Source organism: Dietzia sp. MNB45 (assembly GCF_051994785.1).
Taxonomy (GTDB): domain Bacteria; phylum Actinomycetota; class Actinomycetes; order Mycobacteriales; family Mycobacteriaceae; genus Dietzia; species Dietzia kunjamensis.
Genome location: NZ_CP163397.1, coordinates 2,582,821 through 2,607,749 on the forward strand (window position 1 = coordinate 2,582,821; position 24,929 = coordinate 2,607,749).

Below are 24,929 nucleotides of genomic sequence, written 5' to 3' on the forward strand. Positions count from 1 at the left end.
GGGTGAAACCTGTGGGGTGGTTACCCGAACGCGTTCTGGTGGGACCTCGCCGCCGCCGTCGTCCCGTCAGGAGAGTGGGCCGGCCCGCCGATCAGGGCTGCGCGTCGCCCTGCTGCGCCTGCGCGTCCTCGACGGCCTTGCGGACCTCGTCCATGTCGAGCCCCTTGATCTGCTCGACCAGGTCGTCCAGAGCCTGCTCCGGGATGGCACCCGAGTGGCGGAACACCGCGATGCCCTCGCGGAACGCCATGAGCGTCGGGATGGACTGGATCTGCAGCATCGCTCCGAGCTGCTGCTCGGCGTCGGTATCCACCTTGGCGAAGGTCAGCTCGGGGTTCTTGCCCGAGACCTTCTCGTAGACCGGACCGAACGCCTTGCACGGGCCACACCACTCGGCCCAGAAGTCCACCAGGACGATGTCGTTCTCGGTGACGGTCTTCTCGAACTCGGCGGTCGTGATGTCGACGGTGCTCATACGAATGCCCTCCTAGCGCGGACGGGGCGGCTCTCGTCCCGTCTCGTTACGCCGCCAGCCTACGGACAGCCCGCGCCGGCGACGACCTCCCGCGACGATCCATACCTCCGGGGGTATGGATGCCGCGCGTAGTCAGTGACAACATCGCCGGAGGCAGGTTATTCCCCGCTCCCCCCTGGCCTCACGCCTCCCGGGACGTCTCCCGGCGGGGCGGAGAGTCGAGGACCTCGGCGAGGAACTTCTCGAGCTGGTCGAGGAAGACCGCGTTGTCGTCGCCCGCGACCATGTGCCCGGCGTCGGGCACCTCCATCGTGTACGCGTGCGGGAGCAGCCCCCGCAGGTGCCGCACCGACTCGTCACTGACGATGTCCGACGCCGAGCCCCGGATGAGCAGGGTCGGTTGCGTGATGTGCGGGACGAGCTCCTCGAAGAAGGCGTTGCCGAGTTCCGCGTTGTCGGCCGAGGCGCCACCGGCGAAGCGGGGGTCCCAGTGCCAGTGCCACCGTCCGTCCTCGCGCAGCCGGAGGTTCTTGCGCAGGCCCTCGGGATTAGGCGGTCGCTTGCGCTGCGGCTGGTAGGCGGCGATCGCGTCGGCGGCCTCCTCGAGACTGGCGAACCCGTCGAACCCGGAGCGCATGAACTCCCCGACCCGCTCGACCCCCTTGGCTTCGAGCTTCGGGGTGACGTCCACCAGGACGAGCGCACGGGCGACGTCCTTGCCGGTGCCCAGCGAGAGCATCGCGGTCATCCCGCCGAGGGACGCGCCGACGATCACCGGGCGTCGGGAGGGGAACCGCTCGGCGACGATCGCCTCGAGGTCCGCGGCCAGCCGGTGGATGTCGTAGTCACCCTCCGGATCCCAGTCGCTGTCCCCGTGACCGCGGGCGTCCATCGCGGTGACCCTGTACCCCTCCCCCGACAGCCGGCGGGCGGCGCGGCTCCACGCGTGGCGGGTCTGGGCACCCCCGTGCAGCATGAGGATCTCCTCGACCGGGTCGAGCGAGTCGCCCGCCGGATCCACCGGATCCCACACCTCGCCGACCAGCGTGACACCGCCGTCGCGTTCCACCGTGAACTGCCGCGGTTCGCAGATCGTCTCGGTACTCGACATGTACGGGCCTCCCGGGATGGCGCCCACCCCATCGGTGGAACGTGTTCTCGTGCCGTTCTACCACGCCCGCTCGGCGATCACCCGCGTAGCGAGGTCCTCGGCCACCGCCAGGACCGTGTAGTAGGGGCCGCACCGCGGCAGCGAGGGCAGCGCCGACGCATCGGCCACCCGCAGCCCCTGCACCCCCAGGACACGTCCGGAGTCGTCGAGCACCTCCCCGACCCGCGCGGTGCCGGACAGGTGCTGCGAGGTCGAGACCGTGACGTCCCCGTCCAGGCCCATCCGCTCCGTCACCATCGCGGCGGCCCCGGCGAGGACGGCCGCGTCGTGCGGGTCCTCGGACAGGTGCACGGTCCCGTCGTCGCCGATCCGTCCACGACCGACCGGGTTCATCAGTGCCACCCCGATCCGGTGCGGCGCCGGCTCGAGGCCCGGGATGACGTGGTGCAGGGGGACGGCGTAGGGGCGGATCTCGACCTCGGCCTCCGCGGCAAGCTGCAGCCGGACGACATGGGAGAGCAGGGGCGGCAGCCCCGCCGGTGCGGCCGGGCCGCCACCCGGGTACCGGTCCCGCTCCGACAGGACGTCCGCGGGCAGGTCCAGCAGCAGCTCCGGATGCTCCTGCACCCCGCGGCCGACCGGGTGTCCGGTGGACGGTCCGATCCCGGACCCCATCAGCAGGGCGGCCGTCCCGATCGCCCCCGCACACAGCACCACCTGTCGGGCACCGATCTCCTCGTCGTCGTCGAGCACCACGCCGTCACACCGTCCGGCGACGCGCCCGCCCTCCCACCGGAGCGACCGAACCTGCGCCCCGGTGCGCACCCGGGCCCCCGCGCCGGACGGGTCCCAGGCGTCGAACGCGGTCACGCGCCGCGGGCCCCGGCGCGCCTGGCCGATCGCGGACACGCGGCCGGGGAACGCGGCGGCCACCCGCGCGGCGACCGACCCCATCGGCGCCAGGCCGGGTCGGAGGCGCTCGGCGGCGCGGGCCAGTCCCGCCGCGTACCGCCGCGGCCAGTCCGGACCCCACTCCGCGAGGTCCGCCGGTCGCGCCGGGGCGCAGTAGCCCCCGTTGACCGCTCCGGACCCGCCGAGGGTGCGGCCGCGGGGCAGGTCGAGAGTCGCCTCGCCGAGAGTGGCGCGATGGCGGGCGACGACCTGCGACCCTGGTCCCACGTCGAGCAGGCCCGCGCGCGGCGAGGCGCTCGCGGTGCCGGACTCAAGCAGGAGGACGTCGGCACCGGCCTCGGCGAGGCGGCGGGCCATCACGCAGCCGGCCGGGCCCGCACCGACCACCACCACGTCGGCCCGCGCGCCGCCGCTCACCGCGTGACGTCCGGTCGCAGTGCGTCGAGCGAGCGCGCGGCCCACGCCGACCGCCACACGCCGACACCGTAGGCCAGGTCGTCGAGGCGATGGAGCAGGACGTGCCCGAGGGGCTCGTCGATCGGCAGCCGTCCGGGTTCCCGGGCGGTCCACCAGTGCCAGAGGCCCTCGGCCACCGCCGCGGTGAGGAGACGGTGGCGCAGCCCGCGTGCCACCTGGGAACGGGACATGGCGGTGGCGGCGAGCGCGGCCGCCGTGACCGGCCAATACGGGCGAAGTAGTGCCTGCGGGAGCTGACGGACCGACGCCCCGGCGCCCCGGGCGACCAACCCGGCGGCCGCGCGACCGTCCCCGGTGAGGCCGCGGGTCCGCCACCACGACCTCCCGATCGCACCGGCCGCGAGCAGCGACCCCACCGGCGTGGCGCTCCACACCCCGATCGCCACGGCGAGGGACCACGGTGCGGCCACCGCGGGCGCCACGGCGGCCCCGTGGCGGTCGGCGAGCGGCGCCGCTCCACGCCCGTAGAACGCGCGCCGCGCCACCACCGCGCCGAGCGAGGTGCGATGCCGGTGGGCCACGCGGGCGGCCGGCTCGTAGCGGAGATGGATTCCCGCGGCATCGGTGCGCCAGCACAGGTCCACGTCCTCGGCGACGTGCATGCGTTCGTCGAACGGGCCGATTCCCCCGCCCTCGGGAGGGGGCGGCAACCGGTCGGGTCGTACCGCGAGCGCCGCGCTGGGGACGTACGCCACCCGTGTGCGGGGTCGGACCCTCGCCGGCTCGGGGCCCATGTCCAACGCGGAGCGGGCCGTCTCGTACCCGCGTACCCAGAACCGCCCCGGTTCGGCGGCCACGATGCGGGGCGCGACCGCGGCGACCCGGGGGTCGTCGAGGCGGGCGAGCAGGACGTCGAGCCACCCGGGCAGCGGGATCACATCGGCGTCGAGGTAGACCACCACCTGCGCCCCGGCCCCGACGGCCGCGGCGGTGCCCGCGTTGCGGGCGGCGGCGGGTCCCCTCGACTCATCGTGGCGCAGGACCGTGGTGGCGGCCGGGGTGACGGAGGTGGTCAGGGAGGCGGAGGTGGTCAGAGAGTCGGAGGTGGTCAGGGGCGGCGTGGAGCCGTCGTCGACGACGACGAGGTGCAGTCCGCGGGCGAGTTCCGGCTCGAGCGCCTTCGAGAGCGCGGCGACCCCGGCGGCGTCGTCACGGACGGGGACCACCACCGCGACGGCCGCCAGCGGACGGGTGCCCGTCGCGGTGCCGGCGGGGTGGGCCATCCCCCGGTCGGTGAGGGCACGCGCGAGGGCCGCACCCGCGGGAGTGTCGGTGGCGACCGTCTCGCCGCCGTCCAGGAGAGCCGACACGGCCGGCGACGGCGTGATCAGGGTGACCGGGTCGCCACCCAGCACCCGCACGACGTCGCCACGGCGCAACACCCGGGTGCGACGATCGAGCAGAACGTGGGGGACCTCGCTCATCGCAGCATCCCGTCCTCCCCCGGCCGCCAGCGTCCGAGGCGGCCGCGGGCGTCGGCGAGCAGCGCCTCCCACAGGCGCCGGCCCTCGTCGGCGGAGGCGGTGGTGGGGTCGCCCAGCACCCCGTTCGGGCTCACCGCCGCGACGCCACCCTCGCGGAGGGCGGGCAGGATCCGCGGCAACGGTTCGACACAGCCGGGCGCGGCGAGGTCGACCCGGACGAGGTCGGGGTGCAGATGCAGCAGGAGCGAGGTCTCGGCGTGACCGGCGTGGGTGTCCGTGGGGTCCTCGCTGGTGCGGCAGGGCAGCCAGGCGGCGTCGCGGCCCTCGTAGCGGAGCCGGGGTACCGCGAGGCGCAGTGCGTCGATGTTGCCTCCGTGCCCGTTGACCACGACGAGCCGGTCCGCCCAGGCGCTCACCGACCGGCCGAGCTCGATGATCGTCCCGGCGAGGGCCTCGGTGCCGATCGACACGGTCCAGTCAAACGCCTGGTGCTCCCCGCTCGCACCGTAGGCGAGGCCGGGGAGCACACGGACGTCACCGGGGGCGAGGGCGCGGGCGGTCGCGGTGGCCAGGAGGGTGTCCGTCTCCGGCGGCAGGTGCGGGCCGTGTTGCTCGGTCGCCCCGAGAGGCAGCACCGCGACCACTCCCGCACCGGCCCGGCCGGTCGCGCCGATCGCGCCCGTCACGTCGGGTCAGACCTTGATCGCGCCCATGTCGACGGTGAAGGTCGAGGCGGTGATGGTCCGCGAGGCGTCCGAGGCGAGGAACATCACCGAGTCCGAGATGTCGTCGGTGGTGGCCATGCCCATCCCCAGGATCGGCGTGAAGTGCGGCAGGAACTGCGGCATGGTGTTGAACACCTCGAGCGCGTCGGGGTCCTCCGCGCCCATCGGCGTCTGGACACCGTAGGGGTGGATCGTGTTGACCCGGATACCGTGCTCGCCGAGCTCCTTCGCCGCGGTCTGGGCCAGGCCCACCACGCCGTACTTGGACGCCGAGTAGGGCGACTGCACCGGCATGGCCTTGAGACCGGCCACCGAGCTCACCAGGATGATCGACCCGCCGTTACCGGCGGAGAGCATGTGCGGGATCGCCGCACGCAGCGTCTTCCAGTACCCCGTGAGGTTGATGTCGAGGGTGTCCTGCCACTGCTGCTCGTCGAGCTCCCAGACCTTGCCCCAGTTGCAGATGCCCGCGTTGGCGATCACCACGTCCAGGCGGCCACCGAAGCGCTCCACGCCGCGGGCCACGAGGGCCTGCTGGAACGCCAGGTCGCGGACGTCACCGACCTCGGCGAGGATCTCCCCTCCCTCGGCCTCCACGCGCTCGATGGTGGTGGCCAGGTCGTCCTCGGTGGCGGCCCGGTACTTCACGTACTCGGACGGCGAGTCACACAGGTCCAGGCCGATGATCCTGGCGCCCTCGCGCGCGAAGCGGATCGCGTGCTTGCGGCCCTGGCCGCGGGCCACACCGGTGATGTAGACGACCTTGCCGTCGAAATCTCCCATTACAGGGGGGGTCCTTCTCTTCCGTGGTGGTGGGTCAGACGCCGAGACGGCGCATGAAGTCGTCGGGGATGACGTAGTCGTCGCGGTTCAGCTCGGAGATCGAGGACTTGCTCAGCCCGATGAGGCTCGAGTCGAGTCCGGAACGCATGATGTCGAGGACGTTCTCCACTCCCGCCTGGCCGTTGGCCCCGAGCCCCCACAGGTACGCGCGACCGATCATCACGGCCCGGGCACCGAGCGCGAGTGCCTTGGCCACGTCCGAACCGCGACGGATGCCGCCGTCGAGCAGGACCTCTACCTGATCGCCCACCTCGTCGGCGATCGGCGCGAGGCACCGGATGGACGCCGGGGTGGCGTCGAGGTTGTTGCCGCCGTGGTTGGAGACGGAGATCGCGGTGACCCCGGCGTCGACGGCCCGCTTGGCGTCGTCGACCCGGGTGATGCCCTTGAGCATGACCGGTCCGTCGTAGTTCTCCACGACCCAGGCGATGTCCTCCCACGTGGCCGGCGGGGTGCCCATCCACTCGCCGTAGGCACCGAAGAACGTCGGGCCCATCTCGCCCTTGCCCACCAGGTTGGGGGTCGTCAGATCGGGGAACCGCTTGTTGACCACCACGTCGCGGGCCCATTCGGCGGCCCAGCGGGGACGCACGGCGATCTGCGGGGCGAGGGTGATCATGGCCCTGGCGTCGAGCTTCTCCGGGATGGCCGGGCTGCCCCAGTCACGGCCCATCGAGAACGACCAGTCGGTGGTGAGGATGACGCCCGCCGCCCCGGCGGCCTTGGCGCGCTCCAGCCGCTCCAGCACCTTCTCCTTGCCGCCGAGCCAGTACACCTGGAAGAAGGTCTGCGGGTTGGCCGCGATGACCTCCTCGATCGGCTTGGACGCGAACGAGCTCAGTCCCATCGCCGTGCCGCGGGCGGCCGCGGCGCGGGCCACGTCCACCTCGCCGTCCGGCGTGACGGCCTGGACGCCGGTCGGCGAGATCATCACCGGCAGGCTGATGGGCTGGCCCATCACCGTGGTGGCCATCTCGCGGTCCTGCTTGGCGCCGATCACGTGGGGCTTGGGCTCGAGCTCGGTGAAGGCGTCCATGTTGTCGCGGATGGTCACCCCCGCTTCGCTTCCGCCGACGAGCGCCATGTACACGCTCTTGGGCAGCTTCTTCTTCGCGCGGCGCTGGGCCTCCGCGACCGACTCGAACCACGGGTTCTGGCGCCAGGGGTTGGCCTCGGCGATCTTCGACAGGCGGGACACGGTGGTGGCTGCTCCTTCTAGGGGGTTCGTCCGGGCTAGCGGGGTTGGTCCGGGCCAGCGGGGTTCGTCCGGGCGGGCCGGCTCAGATCGGGGACTCGTCGCACAGGCTGGTGGGCCGGCGCGGTGGTGTCGTGACGAGGGTCAGCGGCACCGGGCCGGTGGGCTGCTTACGCGCCGCGAGTCCCATGGGCCGGGTGTGGTCCTGCGACGGGTCGGGGATGCTGCGCTCAGCCGCGAGCAGTCCCTCTCCGTACCCCTGGACGCACTCGGGGTCCGGGCCGTCCATCGGCAGCCCGGTGAAGAACTTGGCCGCCATGCAGCCACCCCGGCAACTGTCATAGAAGTCGCAGGACGCACACGCCCCGGCCGACTGCGGCTCGCGCAGCTCACGGAACAACTCCGAGGTCTGCCACACCGTCTCGAAGCCGCCGTCGGCGACGACGTTGCCGGCGAGGAACTCCTCGTGGATGGCGAACGGACAGGCGTAGACGTCGCCGATCGGGTCGATCAGGCACACCACACGGCCGGCACCGCACAGGTTGAGCCCGGGAAGCGAGCCCTGGCCTTCACCGAACGCCGACAGGTGGAAGAAGCTGTCACCCGTGAGCACGTCGGAGCCGTTCGCGACCAGCCAGTCGTACAGGTCCCTCTGCTGCTCGGGCAGCGGGTGCAGGTCGTCCCACACGTCGGCGCCGCGGCCCGACGGGCGCAGGCGGGTGATGCGCAGGGTCGCGTCGTACTTGTCGGCCAGCGCCTTGAACTCGTCCAGCTGGGTGACGTTCTCGCGCGTCACCACCACCGAGATCTTGGCGTCGGTGAAGCCGGCGTCCTTGAGGTTCTGCAGCGCACGGCAGGCCATGTCGAAGGACCCCGGGCCGCGGACCGCGTCGTTGACCTCCGCGGTCGCACCGTCGATGGAGATCTGGACGTCCACGTAGTCGCTCGCGGCCAGGCGCCTGGCGACCTTCTCGTCGATACGGACACCGTTGGTGGAGAACTTCACGCCCACCTGGTGGCTGGTGGCGTAGTCGACCAGCTCCCAGAAATCGGAGCGGACCGTCGGCTCGCCTCCGCCGATGTTGACGTAGAAGACCTGCATCTTCTGCAGCTCGTCGATGATCGCCTTGCACTGCTCGGTGCTGAGCTCGCGCGGGTCACGGCGACCGGAGGAGCTCAGGCAGTGCACGCAGGCGAGGTTGCAGGCGTAGGTGAGTTCCCAGGTCAGGCAGATCGGCGCGTCGAGCCCGCGCTCGAACTGGTCGACGAGGCGGCCGACGGGCGCCGGAGCAGTGGTGGTCGCGGTGGACGCCGTTGCGGGACGGTCGAGCATGCTGGTCATGAGGTCTCCTCGATCATGCGCGAGGCGGCGAGCTGGCCGAGCGCGTGCAGGTACAGCCGCGCTGTCGCCGGATCATCGATCGACACCCCGGCGGCGGCACAGGCGGCGCGCGCAGTGGGGTGGTCGGCGAGGGTGCGGACCACCTCGACGATGGTCGGCGACTTGAGGAAGCTGAGCTTGCGGGTGTGGAAGTGGTAGAGCAGTGCCCCGAACGGCTCGGGCCGGAGCGCCACCCCGGGGTGCAGGCGCCAGCCGGCGTCGAGGTCGAATTCCGCCGGGGCGGCTGACTGCTCGGCGTCGGCCGGCGCTGCTGCGGAGGTCATCTCAGTAGACCCCACACATGCCGTCGATGGAGACCTCCTCGATGAGGGCCTCCTCCAGCACGACCTCGGTGTTCTGCGTGTTCTCCATGACGTGTCCTCTCGTCTGGCACTCCGGCGACATCCCACCGGTTTCCGGTGAGATCTGCATCATATTGGCACTTAGTGCCAGTGGCAAGGGTCACTCATCTAGGCTCTCGTGTCATGGGAATGCCGGAACTGCCCGGAACCGGGACACGGCCCCCGGGACGTCGGCCGTCGACCACGCGCGCCTCCATCGTCGACGTGGCCCTCGACCTGTTCGCCCGGCAGGGCTACGACGCGACCAGCGTCGACCAGATCGCCGAGGCCGCGCACATCTCCCGCCGCACGCTGTTCCGCTATTTCCCCGGCAAGGCCGCCATCGCCTGGGGCGAGTTCGACGAGCAGATCGACCTCATGCTGGAGTACCTCGCCGACGTGCCCGAGCAGACGCCACTGCGCGACGCCCTCGCCGACGCACTCATCGCGTTCAACACGTTCCCCCGCGAGCAGACGGAGGCGCACCGACTACGGATGCGCCTCCTGCTCGGCGTGGACGAACTGCAGGCGCACTCGACCCTCGTGTACGCCGACTGGCGCCGGGCCGTGGCCGGGTTCGTGGCCGCCAGGCTCGGCCAGGCGGTGGACGATCTCGTGCCCGCCGCGACCGCGCACGCCGCGCTGGGGATCGGGCTGTCGGCCTACCGCCTGTGGGTGGCCGAGCCCGGAGCCGACCAGGATCGCCTCCACGAGCTCCTGCGTCACGGGACACAGATCCTCGCCCGAGAGGACGCGTTCGAGCCCGGTGGGCGACCGCGCTGAACTTACCGGCGGGTAACCTCGTCGTCGTGACCGACTCCGACACCTCCCCCACCCACCACGCCGACACCTCCACCTACCGGCTGTGGAAGACCGCCACCCGGCTCCCGTTCGGCTCCCGCCTGTTCAGCGCGGCGGTGAGCCTCAAGGCCCCGTACTTCCGCACGGCGTACCCGCACGTCGTCGAACTCCGACCGGGCCGCTGCGTCGTCCGCGGACCCGGCTGGTGGGGCAACCGCAACCACATCGGAACCTTCCACGTGATCGCGGCGTGCAACCTCGCCGAGATGGCCATGGGCATGCTCGCCGAGGCCACGGTTCCCACCACCCACCGATGGATCCCCGTCGGGATGAACGTGCGCTACCCCGCCAAGTCGACTGGCGACATGACCGTCACCGCCGAATGGACGGAGCTGCCGGACTTCTCGGCCTTCACCAGCGGTCAGGACGTCGAGGTGCCACTTCGGTTCGTCGACGACGCCGGGGTCGAACCCATCACCGGCTCGATCACCATCCGCGTCTCGCCCAGGAAGAAGCGCTGACAACGACGCCGGTTCTGATTTTCCGTTGCGGAAACGGAGAATAGCTCCTACTGTTTCCGTCATGGAAAACACCGGCTCCCCCCCCGCGTCACGACTCGCACGACGCCGGCCCGTACGACCCCGCCGCCGCGCTCGCGGACGTCGACGCGGCCCGCCGGTCGGTGGCGGACAGGCTCATCACCCCATGGTGGTACCACCCTGCCCTCGGCGTGATCCTCGCGGCGATCATGCTGGTGGCCGCGCTCGACCTCCACAACCTCGTACGACTTCCGGTGGCGCTCGCCGGCGCCGTGGGCATCGGACTGCTGATCGGCGCGTACCAACGCACGACCGGCCTGTGGGTGGACATGCGCAACCTCGGCCCCACGTCGCGCAGATGGTGGCTGGCCTACGCGGTGGTCGTCGCGGTGGCCACCGGCGCCTCGCTCATCCCCACCGCCACCGACCGCGCGCTACCCGCCTGGCTGGCCGTCCTGCTGGCCGCCGTGGCCGTGATCGCGACGATCGTCCTGGGCCGCTGGGTCGACGACGCCATGCGCGCGGAAATCCGTTCCGGCGCCGCCGCGATCCCTTCTCGCCGATGAGGGCCGGACGTCCCGCAGCGCGGTTCGACGAGATCATCCACGCCCCACACCGCCTGCGCATCTGCGCCCTGCTCTCCCCCGTGGAGTCGATGGAGTTCGGTACCGTCCGCGACGAACTCGGGGTGGCGGACTCGGTACTGTCCAAGCAGTTCAAGGTCCTCGCGGACGCCGGATACGCCACCACATCCAAGGCCGCCGGCGCCACCGGGCGCGCCCGGACCTGGCTGGCCCTCACCCGGGCCGGCCGCAACGCGTTCGGCGGGCACGTCGAGGCGCTGCGCGACCTGGCCGCCGCTGCGGAGGGCGAACCGCTCGCCCCGAGCGAATCAGTCGCGGGTGCGGGCGTCGAAGGCCTTGATCGCGATCGGGGCGATCACCACCGTCAGGCCGACGATCCACAACAGTGACGCCAGCACCGGGTGCTGCAGCGGGAGGGCGGCGTCCGGACCGACGGCCGGGGCGTTGCCCCAGAGTTCCCGCATCGCCTGCACCACCGAGGAGAGCGGGTTCCACTCCGCGATCGCCCGCAACCACACGGGCATCGACTCCGGCGGGGCGAAGGTGTTGGCGACGAACGTGATGGGGAACGTCGTGGTGAACATGACGCCGTTCACCGCCTCGATCGTCTTGAGCCTCGAACCCACCACGATGCCGATCCAGATCATGACGAAGCCGAAGCCCAGCAGGATGAGGTATCCGAGCAGCGCGTCGATGATCCCGCTGCGGATCCGCCACCCCACGATCAGGCCGGTCAACGACATGACCACCACGCCGATCGAGGAGTGGATGAGACTGGACGCGCTGCGCGCGATGAGGATCGACGACCGCCTGATGGGCAGCGTCCGGAAGCGGTCGATGATCCCCTTGTTGAGGTCGTTGCACAGTCCGGAGGCCACGACGAACGACGAGAACGCCATGGTCTGCGCCATGATCCCCGGCAGCAGCCACTCGCGGTAGTTCCCGCTCCCCGCCACGGCGATCGCACCGCCGAAGACGAACGCGAACAGCAGGACGAACATCACCGGCTGGATGGTGACGTCGGCGAGGTTCTCCGGCTGGCGCCGGATGTGGAAGAGGTTGCGGCGCACCAACGCGGAGATCTGCCGGCCGAACGAGGGCCCGTCGGGACGGACCGGCACGGAGAAGCGTTCCCGCTCCGGGGACGTGGTGGCGGGGTCGGCGACAGTGCTCATACCCGGGACTCCTGATCGGTCGTGTCGGTCTGCGGGTCCTCCGCCTTGCGGCCCGTGAGGGAGAGGAAGACGTCGTCGAGACTCGGCCGTTGCAGGCCGATGTCGTCGAGTTCGATACCCGCCTCGGTGAAGTCCGCCGCGATCGCGGCCAGGGCCGAGACCCCCTCCGACGGCGCGGTGAGACGGCGCGCGTCCCGGTCGACGTGCAGATCCTCGATGCGCCCCGCCAGGACGCGGGCGGCCTCGTCCACGTCGTCCGGGCGGGACACCGTGACCACCAGGCTCGCCGCGCCCGAACGATCCTTGAGTTGCAGCGGCGTCCCGTCGGCGATGACGCTGCCGTGGTCGATGACGATGACCCGGTCGGCCAGCTGGTCGGCCTCGTCGAGGTACTGGGTGGTCAGCAGCAACGTCGTGCCGTCCCGCACCAGACCCCGCAGGACGTCCCACAGTTCGTTGCGCGACCGCGGGTCGAGCCCCGTGGTCGGCTCGTCCAGGAACAACACGGGCGGGGCGGCGACGAGGCTCGCCGCGAGGTCGAGCCGACGCCGCATTCCGCCGGAGTAGCTCTTCGCGACCCTGGTGGCGGCGTCGGTCAGGGAGAACTTCTCGAGCAGTTCGTCCGCGCGCGCCTTGACCGCCCTCTTGGGCAGTCCGTAGAGGTCGCCGATGAGGCGGAGGTTCTCGCGTCCGGTGAGCAACTCGTCCACCGTGGCCGACTGCGCCGTCAGGCCCATGGCCTTGCGGACCTGCGCCGGCTCACGCAGCACATCGTGCCCGGCGACCCGGGCGGTTCCCGAGGTCGGCGGGCTCAGCGTGGTCATCATCCGGATGGTGGTCGTCTTGCCGGAGCCGTTGGGGCCGAGCAGCCCGAGGACGGTTCCGGTGGGGACCGCGAACGAGATGTCGTCCACGGCGGTGAAATCACCGAAGCGCTTCACGAGGTGCTCTGCTTCTATCGCCGGCGCGGAGGAGGATCGGGTGCTCACCTAGAAAGGGTGTCCCCCGCCCGCGTCCCAGTCAACACTCACCGGTCGCTTTGCGGACAGTTCCTGTCAGCAATGGGCTCCGGCGGCCCCGGAGCGGATGCCGACGGACGCCCACCGACCTACCGTGGGGAGTATGCCGCGCATCACAGTGACCTCCGTCCACGTCGACGACCAGACCCGCGCACTGGCCTTCTACACCGAGGTCCTGGGCTTCGTGATCAAGCACGATCTCCCGGCCGGGGACTTCCGCTGGCTGACGGTGGTGGACCCGGGCGACCCGGGTGGCACGCAGCTGCTGCTCGAGCCCGACCAGCACCCCGCGGCACGCGCGTACGCCACCGCCCTGCACGCCGACGGCATCCCGGCCGCGCAGTTCGAGGTGGACGACATCCACCGGGTGCACGACGAACTGAAGGAGCGGGGTGCCCGGATCGTGCAGCCCCCCACCGAGATGGGCCCGGTGTGGGCACTGGTCCTCGACGACACCTGCGGCAACCTGATCCAGCTGGTCACCGCCCCCGAGATGTGAGAGTCGTTCCCGTATGGGCCCGCCGGGGGCGCCCGGCGTATCGTGGGGAGGTTGCCAGCGCGATCGTCGCCGCCTCACGACCAAAGGATGACCGGTACCCATGAGCCCCATGTCGACCATCCCACCGACCATCGCCCGTTCGTGGCTGCTGCTGCCCGCGGACAAATCCGAGCGCTTCGACGCCGCCGTCAACTCGGAGATGGACGTGGTGGTCCTCGACGTGGAGGACGGGTGTCGGCAGTCCGAGAAGGAACGGGCCCGGCGCGAGGTCCGTCAGTGGCTCGAGGCCGGGAACCACGCGTGGATCCGCATCAACGACGTCCGGTCCCCCGAGTGGGAGAAGGACCTCATGGCGCTCGGGCACTGCCCCGGACTGGACGGCGTGATGCTGGCCAAGACCGAGAACGCCGAGCACGTCTCCCTCACGGCCGCTCGTCTGGCCGAGAACACCCCGATCGTCGCGCTGGTGGAGTCGGCCGACGGTCTCGCCCAGGCCGCCGAGATCGCCAAGTCCGAGCAGGTGGTGCGGCTGGCGTTCGGCGTCGGCGACTTCCGTCGCGACACGGGAATCGGGTCGTCGCAGATCGCCCTGGCGTACACGCGCTCGCAGTTCGTGGTGGCCAGCCGGATCGCGCGCGTGGCCCCGCCCATCGACGGGCCGACCATCTCCAACGACACGCAGGTCCTCAAGGACGCCGCCGAGCACGCCGTCGAGATGGGCATGACCGGCAAGCTGTGCCTCCGCGTGGACCAGGCGCCCTACATCAACGAGGTCCTCTCCCCCTCCGCGGCCGACGTCTCGTGGGCCGAGTCCGTGATCGATGAGCTCGGTCCCGGCGGCGAACGTGCCCGCGACGGCGCCGACCTGCCGCGGTTGGCCCGGGCCCAGAAGATCGCGCGCCTCGCGCAGGCGTACGCCGGGGCTCGCTGACGCGACCTCGCGCGCGAACAGGGCCCCGGCTGCGTTGTGCAGCCGGGGCCCTGTCGTCGTTCGCGACTGCGGGTTGTCGTTCGCAAGTCCGCGTGCCCGGGGTGTGTGGCCGGGGCGTGTTGCCGGGTCAGTGCACCCGCTGGAGCCGGACGTTGGCGAACTCGGTCAGTCCCCAGCGGCCGAGCTCGCGGCCGTAGCCCGAACGCTTGACGCCGCCGAACGGCAGTCCGGGCATGGTCGTGCCGTGTTCGTTGACGTAGGCCATCCCCACCTCGAGCCGCTCGGCCACCTCGGAGGCGCGGTCGACGTCAGTCCCCCACACGGAGCCGGACAGGCCGAACGGGGTGTCGTTGGCGATCCGCACGGCCTCGTCGACGGAGTCGTAGCCGTAGACCATGGCGACGGGACCGAAGATCTCCTCCCGGTAGGCGTCCATCTCTGGGGTGATGTCGGTGAGGACGGCGGGCTGCATGAAGGCGCCGGGCCGGTCGATCGCCGCGCCGCCCGTGACGAGCGTCGCGCCCTGCTCTGCGGCGCGCTGGACCTGCTCGACCACGCCGTCGCGCGCGTCCTCGGAGGACAGCGGGCCCAGCTCGGTGCCCTCGTCGGCGGCGGGCCCGACGGCCAGTTCCTCGTAGAGGTTCTTCAGTCGCCCGACGAAGTCGTCCTTCATCTGCGCGGGGACGAAGATCCGCTTGGGCGAGTTGCACGCCTGCCCGCAGTTCGACAGCCGCGCCCGGCCCACGGTCTCGACCAGTTCGTCGAGGTCGTCGGCGTCCAGGACGACGAGCGGGTCCGAGCCGCCGAGCTCCAGGACGCTGGGCTTGAGGTTCTTCGCGGCGACGGTGGCCACCGCGGCGCCGGCGCCCTCGCTGCCGGTCAGGGAGACGCCCTTGATCCTGGGGTCGGCGATCATCTCGGCCACCGTGTCACTGGAGGCGTACACGTTGACGTAGGCGTCCTCGGGGAGGCCGGCTCCGCGCTGGACCTTCTCGATCGCCGCCGACGAGCGGGCGCAGATGCTCGCGTGCTTGAGCACGATGGTGTTGCCCAGCAGCAGATTGGGCGCCGCGAACCGGGCCACCTGGTAGTAGGGGTAGTTCCACGGCATGATGCCGACCAGCGGGCCGACCGGCTCGTAGGTCACCCGGTTGAGGCGGGCGTCCGGCACATCGAGGGTGTCGGACTCGAGCAGCGCGGGACCGTGCTCGCCGTACCAGCGGTAGATCGACGCCGCGAGGGCCACCTCGCCGCGGGCCTGCGCGGGGAGCTTGCCCATCTCGGTGGTGATCGCCTTGCCGAGCTCCTCTTGGTGCTCCTCGAAGGCGTCGGCGATCGCCAGCAGGATCCGCGCCCGCTCGGACACCTCCGTCGCGCGCCAGGTGGCGAACCCCTCGGTGACAGTGCTCAGGATGGCGTCGACGTCCTCGGTCTGCTCGTACTCGCGGTCGGTCCGGCCGGTCGATGGATCGTGCGTGACGTACATGCGGTTCTCCTTCGCGTTGCGTTCTGTTCGAGCCTCGCCGGGATCCTTTCCGGCTCGTGCCGCGACGGTAGGACGCCGGCGGGCCGGACGCATCCGGTCGACACGCCACGACCCCGCCGTCGTCGCGGGACGTCGGCGGGGTCGGGGTGCCCGTCGAGCCGGTTCAGCCCCAGCCCTGGGCAGCGCGACGATCGGCGTCGGCCATGCCCTGGTTGCCCTGGCTCGCGGCGCGCGAGATCTCGGCGAGCATCGACTGGAGCGCGGCCGCGGCCTGATCCCAGTCGTTCTGGTGCGCCTGGTAGGCGACGGCGGCGTCGCCCTCCCACTCGGCGACCAGCGGTGCGAGGTAGGCCTTGAGATCGTCGAGAGTGGTGCGCAGGTTGACCGAGGCCTGCGTGACCTGGCCGACGAGTGCCTCGATCGGGCCGTGGTTGTAGGTGATCTGTCCTGAGGTCATGGGGGTACCCTTCCGGTGCTGGCGGTGCTGGCGGTGCTGGCGGTCAGAGGTTGAGAGGCCCGGCGGCGCCGGCGCGGTTGATGAGCGAGGCCGAATCCTGGTCCGCTGCGTCGAACGATGTGCTGTTGGTGCGCATCGTCTCCGAGATCCCCGCCAGCGCGGTGTTGAGCTTGGTGCTCTGCTGCTGCCATCCGGTCATGATCTGGGTGAAGCGGGCCTGCGCGGCGCCCCTCCACACCGAGCCGCCGAGTTGGGACACCGAGTCCCGCACGGTGCCGAGCAGGCGGTCGATCTCCAGGTTCACGTCGTCGACCCTCCTGGCCGCGGTGTCCATGGTCCCGATGTGGGTGTTGAACCCGGTCATCTCGTCCTCCACTGTGGTCGGTGCGGAATCCCCTTCTGGGTCCGTCACAGTGTTCGACGCGCCCGCGGGGCGGTTCGGTTCCGCAGGATCGGGAAAATCGCGTCCGTCCCGCTCGTGTCCGAGCCGCCCGCGCGGTCCGGTCACGCGACCCGGTCACGCGGTCGCGTACAGGCGCCACGCCGCCTCGACCGGTGAGATCGCGGGGACCACGAAGGACAGCAGTCGGGCCCGGTCGCAGGCGTCCACGACGCGCTCGGCGAGGCGACCGCGCACCAGCACCTCGGTCGACCCGGTGCCCGCCTCACGCCGGCGACGGCGCACCTCGGCGACGGCGTCGAGGACCCGCGGCACCTCATCGTCGACCGCGGTGTCGCGACAGGGGTCCCGCCGGTGCACCACGGCCCGGTCGACGAGTACGAGTCCGCCACGGGTCCGCTCGACGAGTCCCACGGTGGTCCGCGTGTGGCAGGACTCCACACAGAGCGCCCACCGTGCGGAGGACGACGGCAGGGCCTCGGCGGTGACCAGCGCGGACCTGACCACGTGGGCGGTGACCCCCGCGCCGTGGGCGGCGCCGACGAGCCGCGTGGTGCGGCTGGTCCCCCAGTCGGTGGGTACGACCAGCACCACGGCGTCGCCCTCGCGGGCCCCTCCCCACCGCAGTGCCCGGGTCACGGGGGCACCGAGGAGTTCTGAGACCGGGACCGACAGGCCCGCGACCTCGACGCGGTCACGGTGGGCGTGCGCGACCGGATCGGCCAGGCAGCGGTCCGGGAAGCGGCCGGCGGCGACCTCCACGCGGGCGGAGCACTCGAGGCGATCGCCCCCCGGCGGGAGCGCCGAGCCGTCCAACCCGGCGAGCACCGATGCCGGAGCGACCACCGGGGACAGCACCGCGGAGGCGGACGCCGCCGCCACCGTCAGCCCCGAGCAGGACAGGTCGACGGCCAGGGTCGCCGCCCGCGTGTCGGTCACACCTCGCCGCCCTGTCCCGGCTCGGACAGGGCGGTCTGCACCAGCCGGACGCCGCCGTCGCGCGTGATGAGTCGGCCCCGGCCCGCCGGCAGCGGCCCCGGCCGGATACCGCCGAGCAGTGGGCCCTCCTCCCGACTGCCGGACATGAGGAACCCGGCCCCGCCGAGATCCCGGATGCGGGCGACGAACGGGTCGAACATCGCCCGCGACGCCCCGGCGCTGCGCCGTGCCAGGACCACCGTCAGACCGATGTCGCGGGCGTGGGGCAGGAACCGGGTGAGCGGTTGCAGCGGGTTGCCCCCGCCGGTGATGACCAGATCGAGGTCGTCGACGAGCAGGTGGATCCGCGGGCCGCTCCACCACGACCGCGCCCGCAGTTCCTCCGGGGTGACGTCGGCGCCCGGCATGCGCTCGTCGAGGACGCGGACGAGATGCTCGACCATCGGGGCCAGGGCGGTCTCGGTGGGCGCGTACCCCGCGAGGTGGTATCCCTTGATCTCGCCGAGCATGGTGCGTCGGTAGTCGACCACGATGAGTCTGGCGTGCTCGGGGCCGTTTCCGGCTACCAGTCCGCGAGCCAGCGAGCGCAGCAGCGAGGTCTTGCCGCATTCTGAGTCACCGAGTACCAGCATCAGCGGGTCGCCCTCGAGGTCGGCGTAGACCGCCGTGAGGTCGGCCTCGTCCACCCCGAGCGGGACCCGGGTGCGGCGTCCGTCCGGGCCGGGGCGCGACAGACTCGCCAGCTGCGAGTACGGGAGCACCTCCGGCAGCATCCGGACCGGCGCCGCGGCGACGTCGCCGACCCGCGCCCGCCACCTGCGCGCGAGATGGCGGGACGCCTCGGCGGTCGCGTCGGCCATGCCGTCCGCGTCGACCCGCCCGTCGAGGCGGGGCTGGTGGACGAGCATGTGGTGACGGTCCGGCGTGAGCCCGCGGCCCGGGGCGGCGGGCACGGTCATCGCGGCCCGCCGATCGATCATCGAGTCGGTGGGATCCCCCAGTCGCAGTTCGACCCGGGTGCCGAGGGCGTCACGCAACGCCGGTCGGAGGTCCGCCCACCTGGACGCGGACAGCACCACGTGGATCCCGTAGGACAGCCCGTCCGCGGTCAGCCCCAGCACGGTCTGCTCGAGATCCTCGAACTCGGTGCGCAGGGCCTGCCAGCCGTCGATCACCAGGAGCACGTCGGGGTACTCCGCCACAGGGCGGCCGTCCCGGTCGACCACCCGGCGACGCGCCTGGTCGACGGAGGCCACGCCGTCCTCGCGGAACGCGGTCTCGCGGCGACGGCGCTCGGCGTCCACCTCGGCGATCGTGCGGCGGATCTTCTCGTCCTCACCACGACGGGCGACCCCGCCGACGTGGGGCAGGTCCGCGACCGACTGCAGCGCCCCGCCACCCAGGTCCACGACGTACACCGACAGGCGGCCGGGGTCGTTCGTGGCCGCCGCGGACAGCACGAGCGTGCACAGCGCGGTCGACTTGCCGGATCGCGTCCCGCCCACCACGGCGACGTTGCCGTCCGCCCCGGAGAGGTCCGCGTGCCAGATGGCGCGGCGCTGTTCGAACGGCAGGTCCACCTCGGCCAGCGGGAACCTCAGGCGGGCCGGCCGACCGGCCGTCGGGGTCCCTCCGGAGCCCTCGGGTCCGGCCCCGGCGCGCTCGTCCGTCGGTTCGGTACCTACCGCGACGTCGAGCGGCGCCCCCTCCCCGAGCGGCGCCAGCCACACCTCGTGCGCGGGCCTGCCGTGCCCGGCGAGTCGCCCCACCAGGACCTCGAGGAGGCTCGCGGACCCGTCGGCGGGCCCCTCGTCCGCGGCGCCGGAGGACGGGCGGGCCTCGTCGTCGTCGACCCCGGACGCCGCCGGAGTAGGGGCCGGCACGGGCATGTACCAGGACGTGAACGGGCGGACCGCCGCGCGGGCGACCGGTGCGGCCACCGACGACCCGTCGAGTCGACGGTCCTTCCGGTACGGCCCGGAGACGTAGGCGGCGTCGAAGCGCACCGGGTCGCCGGCGTCCACTTTGAGGTACCCGGCGCCCGGGGTGGCGGGGAGGTGGTAGGCATCGGTGACCCCGAGAACCGTGCGCGACTCGGTGGCGGAGAACGTCTTGAGCGCGATCCGGTAGGACAGGTGGCTGTCCAACCCGCGCAGCCGCCCCTCCTCGAGCCGCTGCGACGCGAGCAGCAGGTGGATGTGCAGGCTGCGGCCCAGGCGACCGATGGTGAGGAACAGTTCCGCGAACTCGGGTTTGGACGACAGGAGTTCCGAGAACTCGTCGACCACGATCACCAGCGCCGGGAGCGGTTCGAGCGGGGCTCCTTTGGCACGGGCGGCCTCGTACTGGCCGACGCCTCCGTAGTTGCCCGCGGCACGCAGCACCTCCTGGCGGCGGGTGAGCTCGCCCTCGAGCGCGTCGCGCATCCGGTCGACCATGGTGATCTCGGCCTGGAGGTTGGTGATGACGGCGGCGACGTGCGCCAGCGACTCCAGCCCGAGGAACGTGGCACCGCCCTTGAAGTCCACCAGGACGAGGTTGAGCGAGTCCGGGTCGTGGGTGGCGACCAGGCCCAGCACGAGGGTGCGCAGGAACTCGGACTTCCCCGAACCCGTCGCGCCGATGCACAGACCGTGCGGTCCCATGCCTCCGTGCGCGGCCTCCTTGAGGTCCAACTCGACGGGGGCACCGTCCGGGCTGACCCCCACCGGCACGCGCAGCCGGTCGCGTTCGCCGCGCCGCCGCCACGCCACCGCGGGATCGACCTGAGTGGCCACGCCGATGCCCAGCAGGTCCGGAAGCCCGGGCGCGCGGCGGGTCGTGGTGGAGCCGTCGGCGTGGGTCACCGTGTCGGCGGGTCGGTACCGGGACAGGGCCATGGCCAACCGCTCGGCCTCCGGCGGGCTCATCGCGTCGACCCGGGCGATGTCCTCGTCCCCGGCCTCGCTGCGCACGCGGGCCACGCGGTCGTCGTCGACCCGGATGCACAGGCCGCGGCGCAGCGCGAGGTCGCGCAGTTGCCCCGCGCGGCTGCCGGAGACCTCGAGCACCGTGACCCCGTCCAGTCCGTCCTCCGCCAGGAGACGTTCCGCGCCGGTGACGCCCACACCGTCGACGACGACGACGAGGTGCGCCCGTCCCGGCACGACCGGGGCACTCGGTGAGAACGCCGAACGGTCGGAGATGCCCGTTCCCAGCATCGACTCCGCCCCGGCGAGAGAGAACTCGGTGAGCCGGACCCGACCACCGCCGTCGGTGTAGTCGGGGTGTTCGTGGTGCGGGAGCCATTTGAGCCACTCCCAGGCCTGACGGGCGTCGCCCTCGCTCGCGGCCACCGCGACCCGGACCCTGTCGGGCCCGTGGGCCACGACGAGCCCGGCGATCATCGCGCGTACCGCGGAACGCACCACCTCCACCTCACCGTCGAGCGACAGCGCGGCGAACGCGCGCAGCTCCAGCGCCACGGGCAGGTCGTCGACCACCGAGTGCACGCGGACGAAGCGGCGCATGCTCACCACCGAGACCGGCTCCAGGTCGTCGACCGGGCCGGTGTCGGGCGCGTCCAGCCGGGTCGCCAGTGCCTGACGGCCCGGGCCCACCCGGATGGTGAGGTCCTCGGGATCCGACTCGTCGCGTTCCCACATCCGGGGCGTGCCCACCAACGCGGGCAGCTCCACCGGATCCGGGTGACGCCACAGGGCGGCGGCGCGCTGGGCGGATGCGGTCGCGCGCACGGTGTCGCGGGTCTGGCCGAGATAGCGCAGGTAGTCCTTCCGCAGTTCGTCGGTCTCGGCGGTCTTGTTACCGCCGCTCAGAGTCCCCGCGAGCATGCCGACGGCGGAGACCGCCATCATCACCGGGAAGAGCATGAACATGGGATTGCGCATCATGCCGGTCCGCATCATCACCACGACCATCCCGCCCACGGCCACCACCAGCACGATCGGCAGGATGATCTGGACGAGGGGCCGGGGCGTGGGCCGGGGCAGGGCGGGCGGTGCCTGCAGCGCCAGCTCCCCACCGGGCATCGGCGGCGCGTCGAGCTTCTCCGCGCGGGTGAACACCACATCACCCATGAACGTCACCCGTGCACGTCACCAGTGATCGATCCCTTCGCTCCCGCCGGGTGTGACCCCGCCGCCGGGAGATGGCGTCCCCACGAGCGCCCGTCCGACCCGACAATATCGGCGTATCGGAAGGCGATGTTAGGGCAGTACACGTCCTGGCGGGGACACCATCCGGGCGGGATCGGGAGGATCTGGAGTGTCGCAACGTAGTGGGATCCGGGAGGTCGCGGCGGGCGTCGATCCCCTGGACCAGCGTCGGGTGTCGATCGTGTGCCGTTCCACCCGGGTGGACCTGAGTCTGCCCGCCCACCTCGCATTGGTCGCGGTGATCCCGGAGGTCGTGGACCTGATCCGGGAGCACATCCGCGCGGTCGCCGGTCCGGCCTCCGGCGTCGATGTCGACGCCCGGATGGGCGGTGACACCGGCGGGTCCTGGCAGCTCTCCCGACTCGCCGGCGGGCCCCTGGCGGTCTCGGAGACGCTCGCGCAGCAGCGGGTGCACGACGGGGAGATCCTCGTCCTCGACCACCGCCCCGTCCCCACGCCGGCGCCGCTCTTCGACGACGTCCTGCAGGGTCTCACCGAACCGGACGTGGCTCGCTCCCCCACCTGGGACCGGCGCGACGCGGTCACCACCGCGACCGCGACGGCGGCGGTGGCGGCGGCTGCGGCCACGGTGGCGTTGGTGCGCCAGTGGACGACCGGAGGCGGGCCCGCGGTCCCCCTGGTCGCGCTCCTGGCCGCCCTGCTCGGCCTGGCGGCCGTGGTGGCTCTGCGCCGCACCCCGGCGCCCGGCGCGGCCCACGCGGTCGCGGGGGCGTGCGCGGTCGGGTTCACCGTGCTGGCCGGCGCCACCGTCGGGGGCCCGCCCGGCGGGGCCGGCCACCTCGTGGGCGGGCTGACCGCCGGAGCGGTCCTCGCGGGCGTCCTCCGGTGGACCGTGTTCCGCCCGGGTCCGCACACGTACGCCACGGGCGCCGGTTACCTGGCCGCGGCCGTCTCACTGGCGGCCGGGGCGGTCGGCTCGACGGTGGTCGCCACGACCCGCGTCCCGGCCGCGGCGGCGGGAGCCGGGGCCGTCCTCGTCGCGCTCGTGCTGCTCACCGCCGCGCCGCGGATCGCGGTCTGGGCCGCCCGGATCCCCATCCCTCCCGTGCCCGCCCCCGGCGAGGACGTCGAGGCCGGGGACCTCGAGGAGATCGACCACGACGTGCGGGGCCGGGCCGGCGGGCCCCTGCCGACCCCGGACGTGCTGCGGCACCGGTTCCACACCTCGCGCTCATGGCTCACCGGCCTGCTGGCGGCGGCGGGGGCGGTCTGCACCATCGGGTCGCTCACGTCCCTGACCGGGAACGCCGGTGCGACCCGCTGGGCGGCACCGCTCGCATTGGTCCTCATCGTCGTCCTGGTGCTGCGCGGCCTCGGCTACGCCGACCGCGTACACACCGCCGTGCTGCTCGCGTCCGCGCTCGTCCTCACCGCCGGGGTACTGGTGGGCGCGGGGATCACCGTCGCGTCCCCGGTGGGCGTGGTGGTGCCGGCGGCCGTCGCGGTGGCGGCGGCGGTCGTGGTGGCCGCCTCGGTGGTACCCCACGTCGACCTCTCGCCCGCCGCCCTGCGGGCCGTGGGCGTGATCGAGGCGATCGGGATCTGCGTGGTCGTCCCCCTCGCCGTGGGCGCGATGGAGGTCTACTCGCTCGTCCGGCAGCGATGAGGATCCGACGCACCTCCCACACGAGCGGGGGCGGGCCCGGGTCCCGCGCCGCGCACAGTGCAGCCGCGCCCGGGGCCGCCGCCGTACTGCTGGTCACCGTCCTCGCCGGGCAGCTCTCCGGGGCGCCCGTCGCGGCCGCACTGGAGCCCCCGGCGATCGATGGACCGGTCCCGGCGGCCACCGGGCTCGACGCCGGCCACCTGCGACTGGACGGCCCCTGCCGGACCACCGCGGCCTTCCTCGATCCCGGGGTGTCGCCCCCGTCCGCCACGGCGGCCGAGCTGGGCGGGGCCTGGATCCACGGCCGCGGCGAGGGGCAGGTCGTGGCCGTGATCGACACCGGCGTCAACCCCGGTCCACGCCTGCCCCGGGTACGGGGCGCCGGCGACGTGGTCCCCGGTCGCGACGGCACCGAAGACTGCGACGCACACGGCACCCTGGTGGCGGGAGTGCTCGCCGCCACCGAGGACGAGACCGGACACTCGGGGGTCGCGCCCGGGGTCGAGATCGTCTCCATCCGCCAGTCCAGCAGCGTTCTGCGCCCCGAGGCCCGTGACCGGAGCCGCGGACCGGACGGCCCGACCGTCGGTGCCGGGGTCGGCACGCTGTCCTCCCTGGCCCGCGCGATCCGGGCCGCCGTCGATGCGGGCGCGGACGTCATCAACATCTCCGAGGTGGCGTGCGTGCCGGCCGGCACGGTGCTCGCCGACGCGACCCTCGGCGGCGCGATCCGCTATGCCGCCGTGGACCACGACGTGGTGCTGGTCGCCGCCGCCGGCAACGTCGGCGACGCGTGCGGGGACCAGAACCCCGGTGCCGCCGACCCCTCGGTTCCGGGCGACGACGGCTGGGGCGACGTGGTCACCGTCGCCTCCCCCGCCTGGTACGACGAGCACGTCCTCACCGTCGCCGGCGTCGACGCCAACGGCGCCCCCGCCGACTTCTCCCTGCGCGGCCCGTGGGTGGACGTCGCCGCGCCGGCAGTGGGCCTGCGGTCCGTCGGTGCGGACGGGGCCGGGGTGTCCGACGTCGTGCTGGCCGGGGACGGGTCGCGCACGCCCGTCACCGGGACCAGCTTCGCCGCGCCGTTCGTCGCCGGCACCGCCGCGTTGGTCCGGCAGGCCCACCCCGGGCTCACGGCACGCCAGGTGATCGCGCGGATCGAGAACACCGCGATCCCCGCCGCCGGCGGGCACGACTTCGCGGTGGGGCACGGAGTGGTCGACCCCGTGGCGGCGGTGACGGGGGTTCGCAGGATCGGACGCCCCGCGCCCGCGACCACCGCGATCGCCGCACCCCCGGCCGAGCCGGGCCCTCCGGGTGCCGGCGTCGGCGCGGCCGTGGCGGCGGGTTCTCTCGCTCTGGGAACGATCGCCCTCGTCGTCGTCCTCCTCCGGCCCCGCGACGACCGGGACACCCGGGCCTGACCCCGCG

The 24,929-nt window shown here is 72.6% G+C and carries 25 protein-coding genes; 8 read left to right on the top strand and 17 right to left on the bottom strand.

What is annotated here, in order from left to right; genetic code table 11:
- Positions 1-91: 91 nt before the first annotated feature.
- The 10 genes from trxA to mftA all read right to left on the bottom strand — a co-directional run bounded on the left by trxA (position 92) and on the right by mftA (position 8,915).
- On the bottom strand, positions 92-475 hold the full coding sequence (trxA, locus tag AB5G72_RS12350; protein ID WP_069388609.1) for a thioredoxin: 384 nt from the start codon (positions 473-475) through the stop codon (positions 92-94).
- Between the two features lie 181 nt (positions 476-656).
- Complete coding sequence (locus tag AB5G72_RS12355) at positions 657-1,586, bottom strand: alpha/beta fold hydrolase (RefSeq protein ID WP_253002155.1); 930 nt, start codon at positions 1,584-1,586, stop codon at positions 657-659.
- 57 nt (positions 1,587-1,643) lie between these two features.
- A complete protein-coding gene (gene mftG / locus AB5G72_RS12360) occupies positions 1,644-2,915 on the bottom strand; it encodes a mycofactocin system GMC family oxidoreductase MftG (RefSeq protein ID WP_440219988.1) in 1,272 nt (423 codons plus the stop codon).
- A complete protein-coding gene (gene mftF / locus AB5G72_RS12365; RefSeq protein WP_163375614.1) occupies positions 2,912-4,399 on the bottom strand; it encodes a mycofactocin biosynthesis glycosyltransferase MftF in 1,488 nt (495 codons plus the stop codon). The genes mftG and mftF overlap by 4 nt, the downstream gene beginning before the upstream one ends.
- Positions 4,396-5,085: a mycofactocin biosynthesis peptidyl-dipeptidase MftE gene (mftE, locus tag AB5G72_RS12370; RefSeq protein ID WP_440219989.1), complete on the bottom strand. Its 690-nt coding sequence runs from the start codon at positions 5,083-5,085 to the stop codon at positions 4,396-4,398. Before mftE ends, mftF begins: the two co-directional genes overlap by 4 nt.
- 6 nt (positions 5,086-5,091) lie before the next feature.
- Positions 5,092-5,907 carry a mycofactocin-coupled SDR family oxidoreductase gene (locus AB5G72_RS12375; protein ID WP_067716570.1) on the bottom strand — a complete coding sequence of 272 codons (816 nt, stop codon included), beginning with the start codon at positions 5,905-5,907 and terminating at the stop codon, positions 5,092-5,094.
- A gap of 34 nt (positions 5,908-5,941) precedes the next feature.
- Entirely contained in the window at positions 5,942-7,165 is a 1,224-nt protein-coding gene (gene mftD / locus AB5G72_RS12380) for a pre-mycofactocin synthase MftD (protein WP_067716572.1), read from the bottom strand.
- A gap of 82 nt (positions 7,166-7,247) precedes the next feature.
- On the bottom strand, positions 7,248-8,504 hold the full coding sequence (mftC, locus tag AB5G72_RS12385; protein WP_119193248.1) for a mycofactocin radical SAM maturase: 1,257 nt from the start codon (positions 8,502-8,504) through the stop codon (positions 7,248-7,250).
- On the bottom strand, positions 8,501-8,827 hold the full coding sequence (gene mftB, locus AB5G72_RS12390; RefSeq protein WP_067716578.1) for a mycofactocin biosynthesis chaperone MftB: 327 nt from the start codon (positions 8,825-8,827) through the stop codon (positions 8,501-8,503). Before mftB ends, mftC begins: the two co-directional genes overlap by 4 nt.
- Position 8,828: 1 nt before the next feature.
- Positions 8,829-8,915, bottom strand: coding sequence for a mycofactocin precursor MftA (mftA, locus tag AB5G72_RS12395; protein ID WP_067716580.1), 87 nt, complete (start codon positions 8,913-8,915; stop codon positions 8,829-8,831).
- A 113-nt stretch (positions 8,916-9,028) separates the two neighbouring features.
- Between mftA and mftR the strand changes: the two genes are divergently transcribed.
- The 4 genes from mftR to AB5G72_RS12415 all read left to right on the top strand — a co-directional run bounded on the left by mftR (position 9,029) and on the right by AB5G72_RS12415 (position 11,197).
- Positions 9,029-9,667 carry a mycofactocin system transcriptional regulator gene (gene mftR, locus AB5G72_RS12400; RefSeq protein WP_440219990.1) on the top strand — a complete coding sequence of 213 codons (639 nt, stop codon included), beginning with the start codon at positions 9,029-9,031 and terminating at the stop codon, positions 9,665-9,667.
- A gap of 26 nt (positions 9,668-9,693) precedes the next feature.
- Complete coding sequence (locus AB5G72_RS12405; RefSeq protein WP_413956513.1) at positions 9,694-10,206, top strand: hotdog fold domain-containing protein; 513 nt, start codon at positions 9,694-9,696, stop codon at positions 10,204-10,206.
- 161 nt (positions 10,207-10,367) lie between these two features.
- Positions 10,368-10,790, top strand: a complete 423-nt coding sequence (locus AB5G72_RS12410) for a hypothetical protein (RefSeq protein ID WP_440219991.1) — start codon at positions 10,368-10,370, stop codon at positions 10,788-10,790.
- Positions 10,787-11,197 (top strand): transcriptional regulator, encoded by a 411-nt coding sequence (locus tag AB5G72_RS12415; protein ID WP_440219992.1) that lies wholly within the window; start codon positions 10,787-10,789, stop codon positions 11,195-11,197. The genes AB5G72_RS12410 and AB5G72_RS12415 overlap by 4 nt, the downstream gene beginning before the upstream one ends.
- Here the strand turns inward: AB5G72_RS12415 and AB5G72_RS12420 are convergent.
- Both AB5G72_RS12420 and AB5G72_RS12425 read right to left on the bottom strand, forming a co-directional pair.
- Positions 11,117-11,983, bottom strand: a complete 867-nt coding sequence (locus AB5G72_RS12420; protein WP_206474900.1) for an ABC transporter permease — start codon at positions 11,981-11,983, stop codon at positions 11,117-11,119. The genes AB5G72_RS12415 and AB5G72_RS12420 overlap by 81 nt on opposite strands.
- Positions 11,980-12,972, bottom strand: coding sequence for an ATP-binding cassette domain-containing protein (locus AB5G72_RS12425; protein ID WP_154828429.1), 993 nt, complete (start codon positions 12,970-12,972; stop codon positions 11,980-11,982). The genes AB5G72_RS12420 and AB5G72_RS12425 overlap by 4 nt, the downstream gene beginning before the upstream one ends.
- 133 nt (positions 12,973-13,105) lie before the next feature.
- Here AB5G72_RS12425 and AB5G72_RS12430 point away from each other — a divergent pair, with 133 nt between their 5' ends.
- Positions 13,106-13,501, top strand: coding sequence for a VOC family protein (locus AB5G72_RS12430; protein WP_120284022.1), 396 nt, complete (start codon positions 13,106-13,108; stop codon positions 13,499-13,501).
- Positions 13,502-13,610: 109 nt separating this feature from the next.
- A complete protein-coding gene (locus AB5G72_RS12435; protein WP_082923926.1) occupies positions 13,611-14,432 on the top strand; it encodes an HpcH/HpaI aldolase/citrate lyase family protein in 822 nt (273 codons plus the stop codon).
- A 127-nt stretch (positions 14,433-14,559) separates the two neighbouring features.
- Here AB5G72_RS12435 and AB5G72_RS12440 read toward each other — a convergent pair whose 3' ends face one another.
- The 5 genes from AB5G72_RS12440 to eccCa all read right to left on the bottom strand — a co-directional run bounded on the left by AB5G72_RS12440 (position 14,560) and on the right by eccCa (position 21,790).
- Complete coding sequence (locus AB5G72_RS12440) at positions 14,560-15,918, bottom strand: NAD-dependent succinate-semialdehyde dehydrogenase (protein WP_253002164.1); 1,359 nt, start codon at positions 15,916-15,918, stop codon at positions 14,560-14,562.
- A 163-nt stretch (positions 15,919-16,081) separates the two neighbouring features.
- Positions 16,082-16,375, bottom strand: a complete 294-nt coding sequence (locus tag AB5G72_RS12445) for a WXG100 family type VII secretion target (RefSeq protein ID WP_120284030.1) — start codon at positions 16,373-16,375, stop codon at positions 16,082-16,084.
- A gap of 43 nt (positions 16,376-16,418) precedes the next feature.
- A complete protein-coding gene (locus tag AB5G72_RS12450) occupies positions 16,419-16,739 on the bottom strand; it encodes a WXG100 family type VII secretion target (protein WP_440219993.1) in 321 nt (106 codons plus the stop codon).
- 153 nt (positions 16,740-16,892) lie between these two features.
- Positions 16,893-17,714, bottom strand: coding sequence for a hypothetical protein (locus AB5G72_RS12455; protein ID WP_067716604.1), 822 nt, complete (start codon positions 17,712-17,714; stop codon positions 16,893-16,895).
- Positions 17,711-21,790: a type VII secretion protein EccCa gene (gene eccCa, locus AB5G72_RS12460; RefSeq protein ID WP_440221496.1), complete on the bottom strand. Its 4,080-nt coding sequence runs from the start codon at positions 21,788-21,790 to the stop codon at positions 17,711-17,713. The genes AB5G72_RS12455 and eccCa overlap by 4 nt, the downstream gene beginning before the upstream one ends.
- A 187-nt stretch (positions 21,791-21,977) precedes the next feature.
- Between eccCa and eccD the strand changes: the two genes are divergently transcribed.
- Entirely contained in the window at positions 21,978-23,495 is a 1,518-nt protein-coding gene (eccD, locus tag AB5G72_RS12465) for a type VII secretion integral membrane protein EccD (protein ID WP_067716606.1), read from the top strand.
- Positions 23,492-24,922 carry a type VII secretion-associated serine protease mycosin gene (gene mycP, locus AB5G72_RS12470; protein WP_440219994.1) on the top strand — a complete coding sequence of 477 codons (1,431 nt, stop codon included), beginning with the start codon at positions 23,492-23,494 and terminating at the stop codon, positions 24,920-24,922. Before eccD ends, mycP begins: the two co-directional genes overlap by 4 nt.
- Positions 24,923-24,929 lie beyond the last annotated feature (7 nt).

Excerpts from the sequence above, each read along its gene's own strand:
- trxA (WP_069388609.1), bottom strand. The coding sequence starts at position 475 with ATGAGCACCGTCGACATCACGACCGCCGAGTTCGAGAAGACCGTCACC.
- AB5G72_RS12355 (WP_253002155.1), bottom strand. The coding sequence starts at position 1,586 with ATGTCGAGTACCGAGACGATCTGCGAACCGCGGCAGTTCACGGTGGAA.
- mftF (WP_163375614.1), bottom strand. The coding sequence starts at position 4,399 with ATGAGCGAGGTCCCCCACGTTCTGCTCGATCGTCGCACCCGGGTGTTG.
- AB5G72_RS12375 (WP_067716570.1), bottom strand. The coding sequence starts at position 5,907 with ATGGGAGATTTCGACGGCAAGGTCGTCTACATCACCGGTGTGGCCCGC.
- mftC (WP_119193248.1), bottom strand. The coding sequence starts at position 8,504 with ATGACCAGCATGCTCGACCGTCCCGCAACGGCGTCCACCGCGACCACC.
- mftB (WP_067716578.1), bottom strand. The coding sequence starts at position 8,827 with ATGACCTCCGCAGCAGCGCCGGCCGACGCCGAGCAGTCAGCCGCCCCG.
- mftA (WP_067716580.1), bottom strand. The coding sequence starts at position 8,915 with ATGGAGAACACGCAGAACACCGAGGTCGTGCTGGAGGAGGCCCTCATC.
- mftR (WP_440219990.1), top strand. The coding sequence starts at position 9,029 with ATGGGAATGCCGGAACTGCCCGGAACCGGGACACGGCCCCCGGGACGT.
- AB5G72_RS12415 (WP_440219992.1), top strand. The coding sequence starts at position 10,787 with ATGAGGGCCGGACGTCCCGCAGCGCGGTTCGACGAGATCATCCACGCC.
- AB5G72_RS12420 (WP_206474900.1), bottom strand. The coding sequence starts at position 11,983 with ATGAGCACTGTCGCCGACCCCGCCACCACGTCCCCGGAGCGGGAACGC.
- AB5G72_RS12430 (WP_120284022.1), top strand. The coding sequence starts at position 13,106 with ATGCCGCGCATCACAGTGACCTCCGTCCACGTCGACGACCAGACCCGC.
- AB5G72_RS12435 (WP_082923926.1), top strand. The coding sequence starts at position 13,611 with ATGTCGACCATCCCACCGACCATCGCCCGTTCGTGGCTGCTGCTGCCC.
- AB5G72_RS12440 (WP_253002164.1), bottom strand. The coding sequence starts at position 15,918 with ATGTACGTCACGCACGATCCATCGACCGGCCGGACCGACCGCGAGTAC.
- AB5G72_RS12445 (WP_120284030.1), bottom strand. The coding sequence starts at position 16,375 with ATGACCTCAGGACAGATCACCTACAACCACGGCCCGATCGAGGCACTC.
- AB5G72_RS12450 (WP_440219993.1), bottom strand. The coding sequence starts at position 16,739 with ATGACCGGGTTCAACACCCACATCGGGACCATGGACACCGCGGCCAGG.
- eccCa (WP_440221496.1), bottom strand. The coding sequence starts at position 21,790 with ATGGGTGATGTGGTGTTCACCCGCGCGGAGAAGCTCGACGCGCCGCCG.
- mycP (WP_440219994.1), top strand. The coding sequence starts at position 23,492 with ATGAGGATCCGACGCACCTCCCACACGAGCGGGGGCGGGCCCGGGTCC.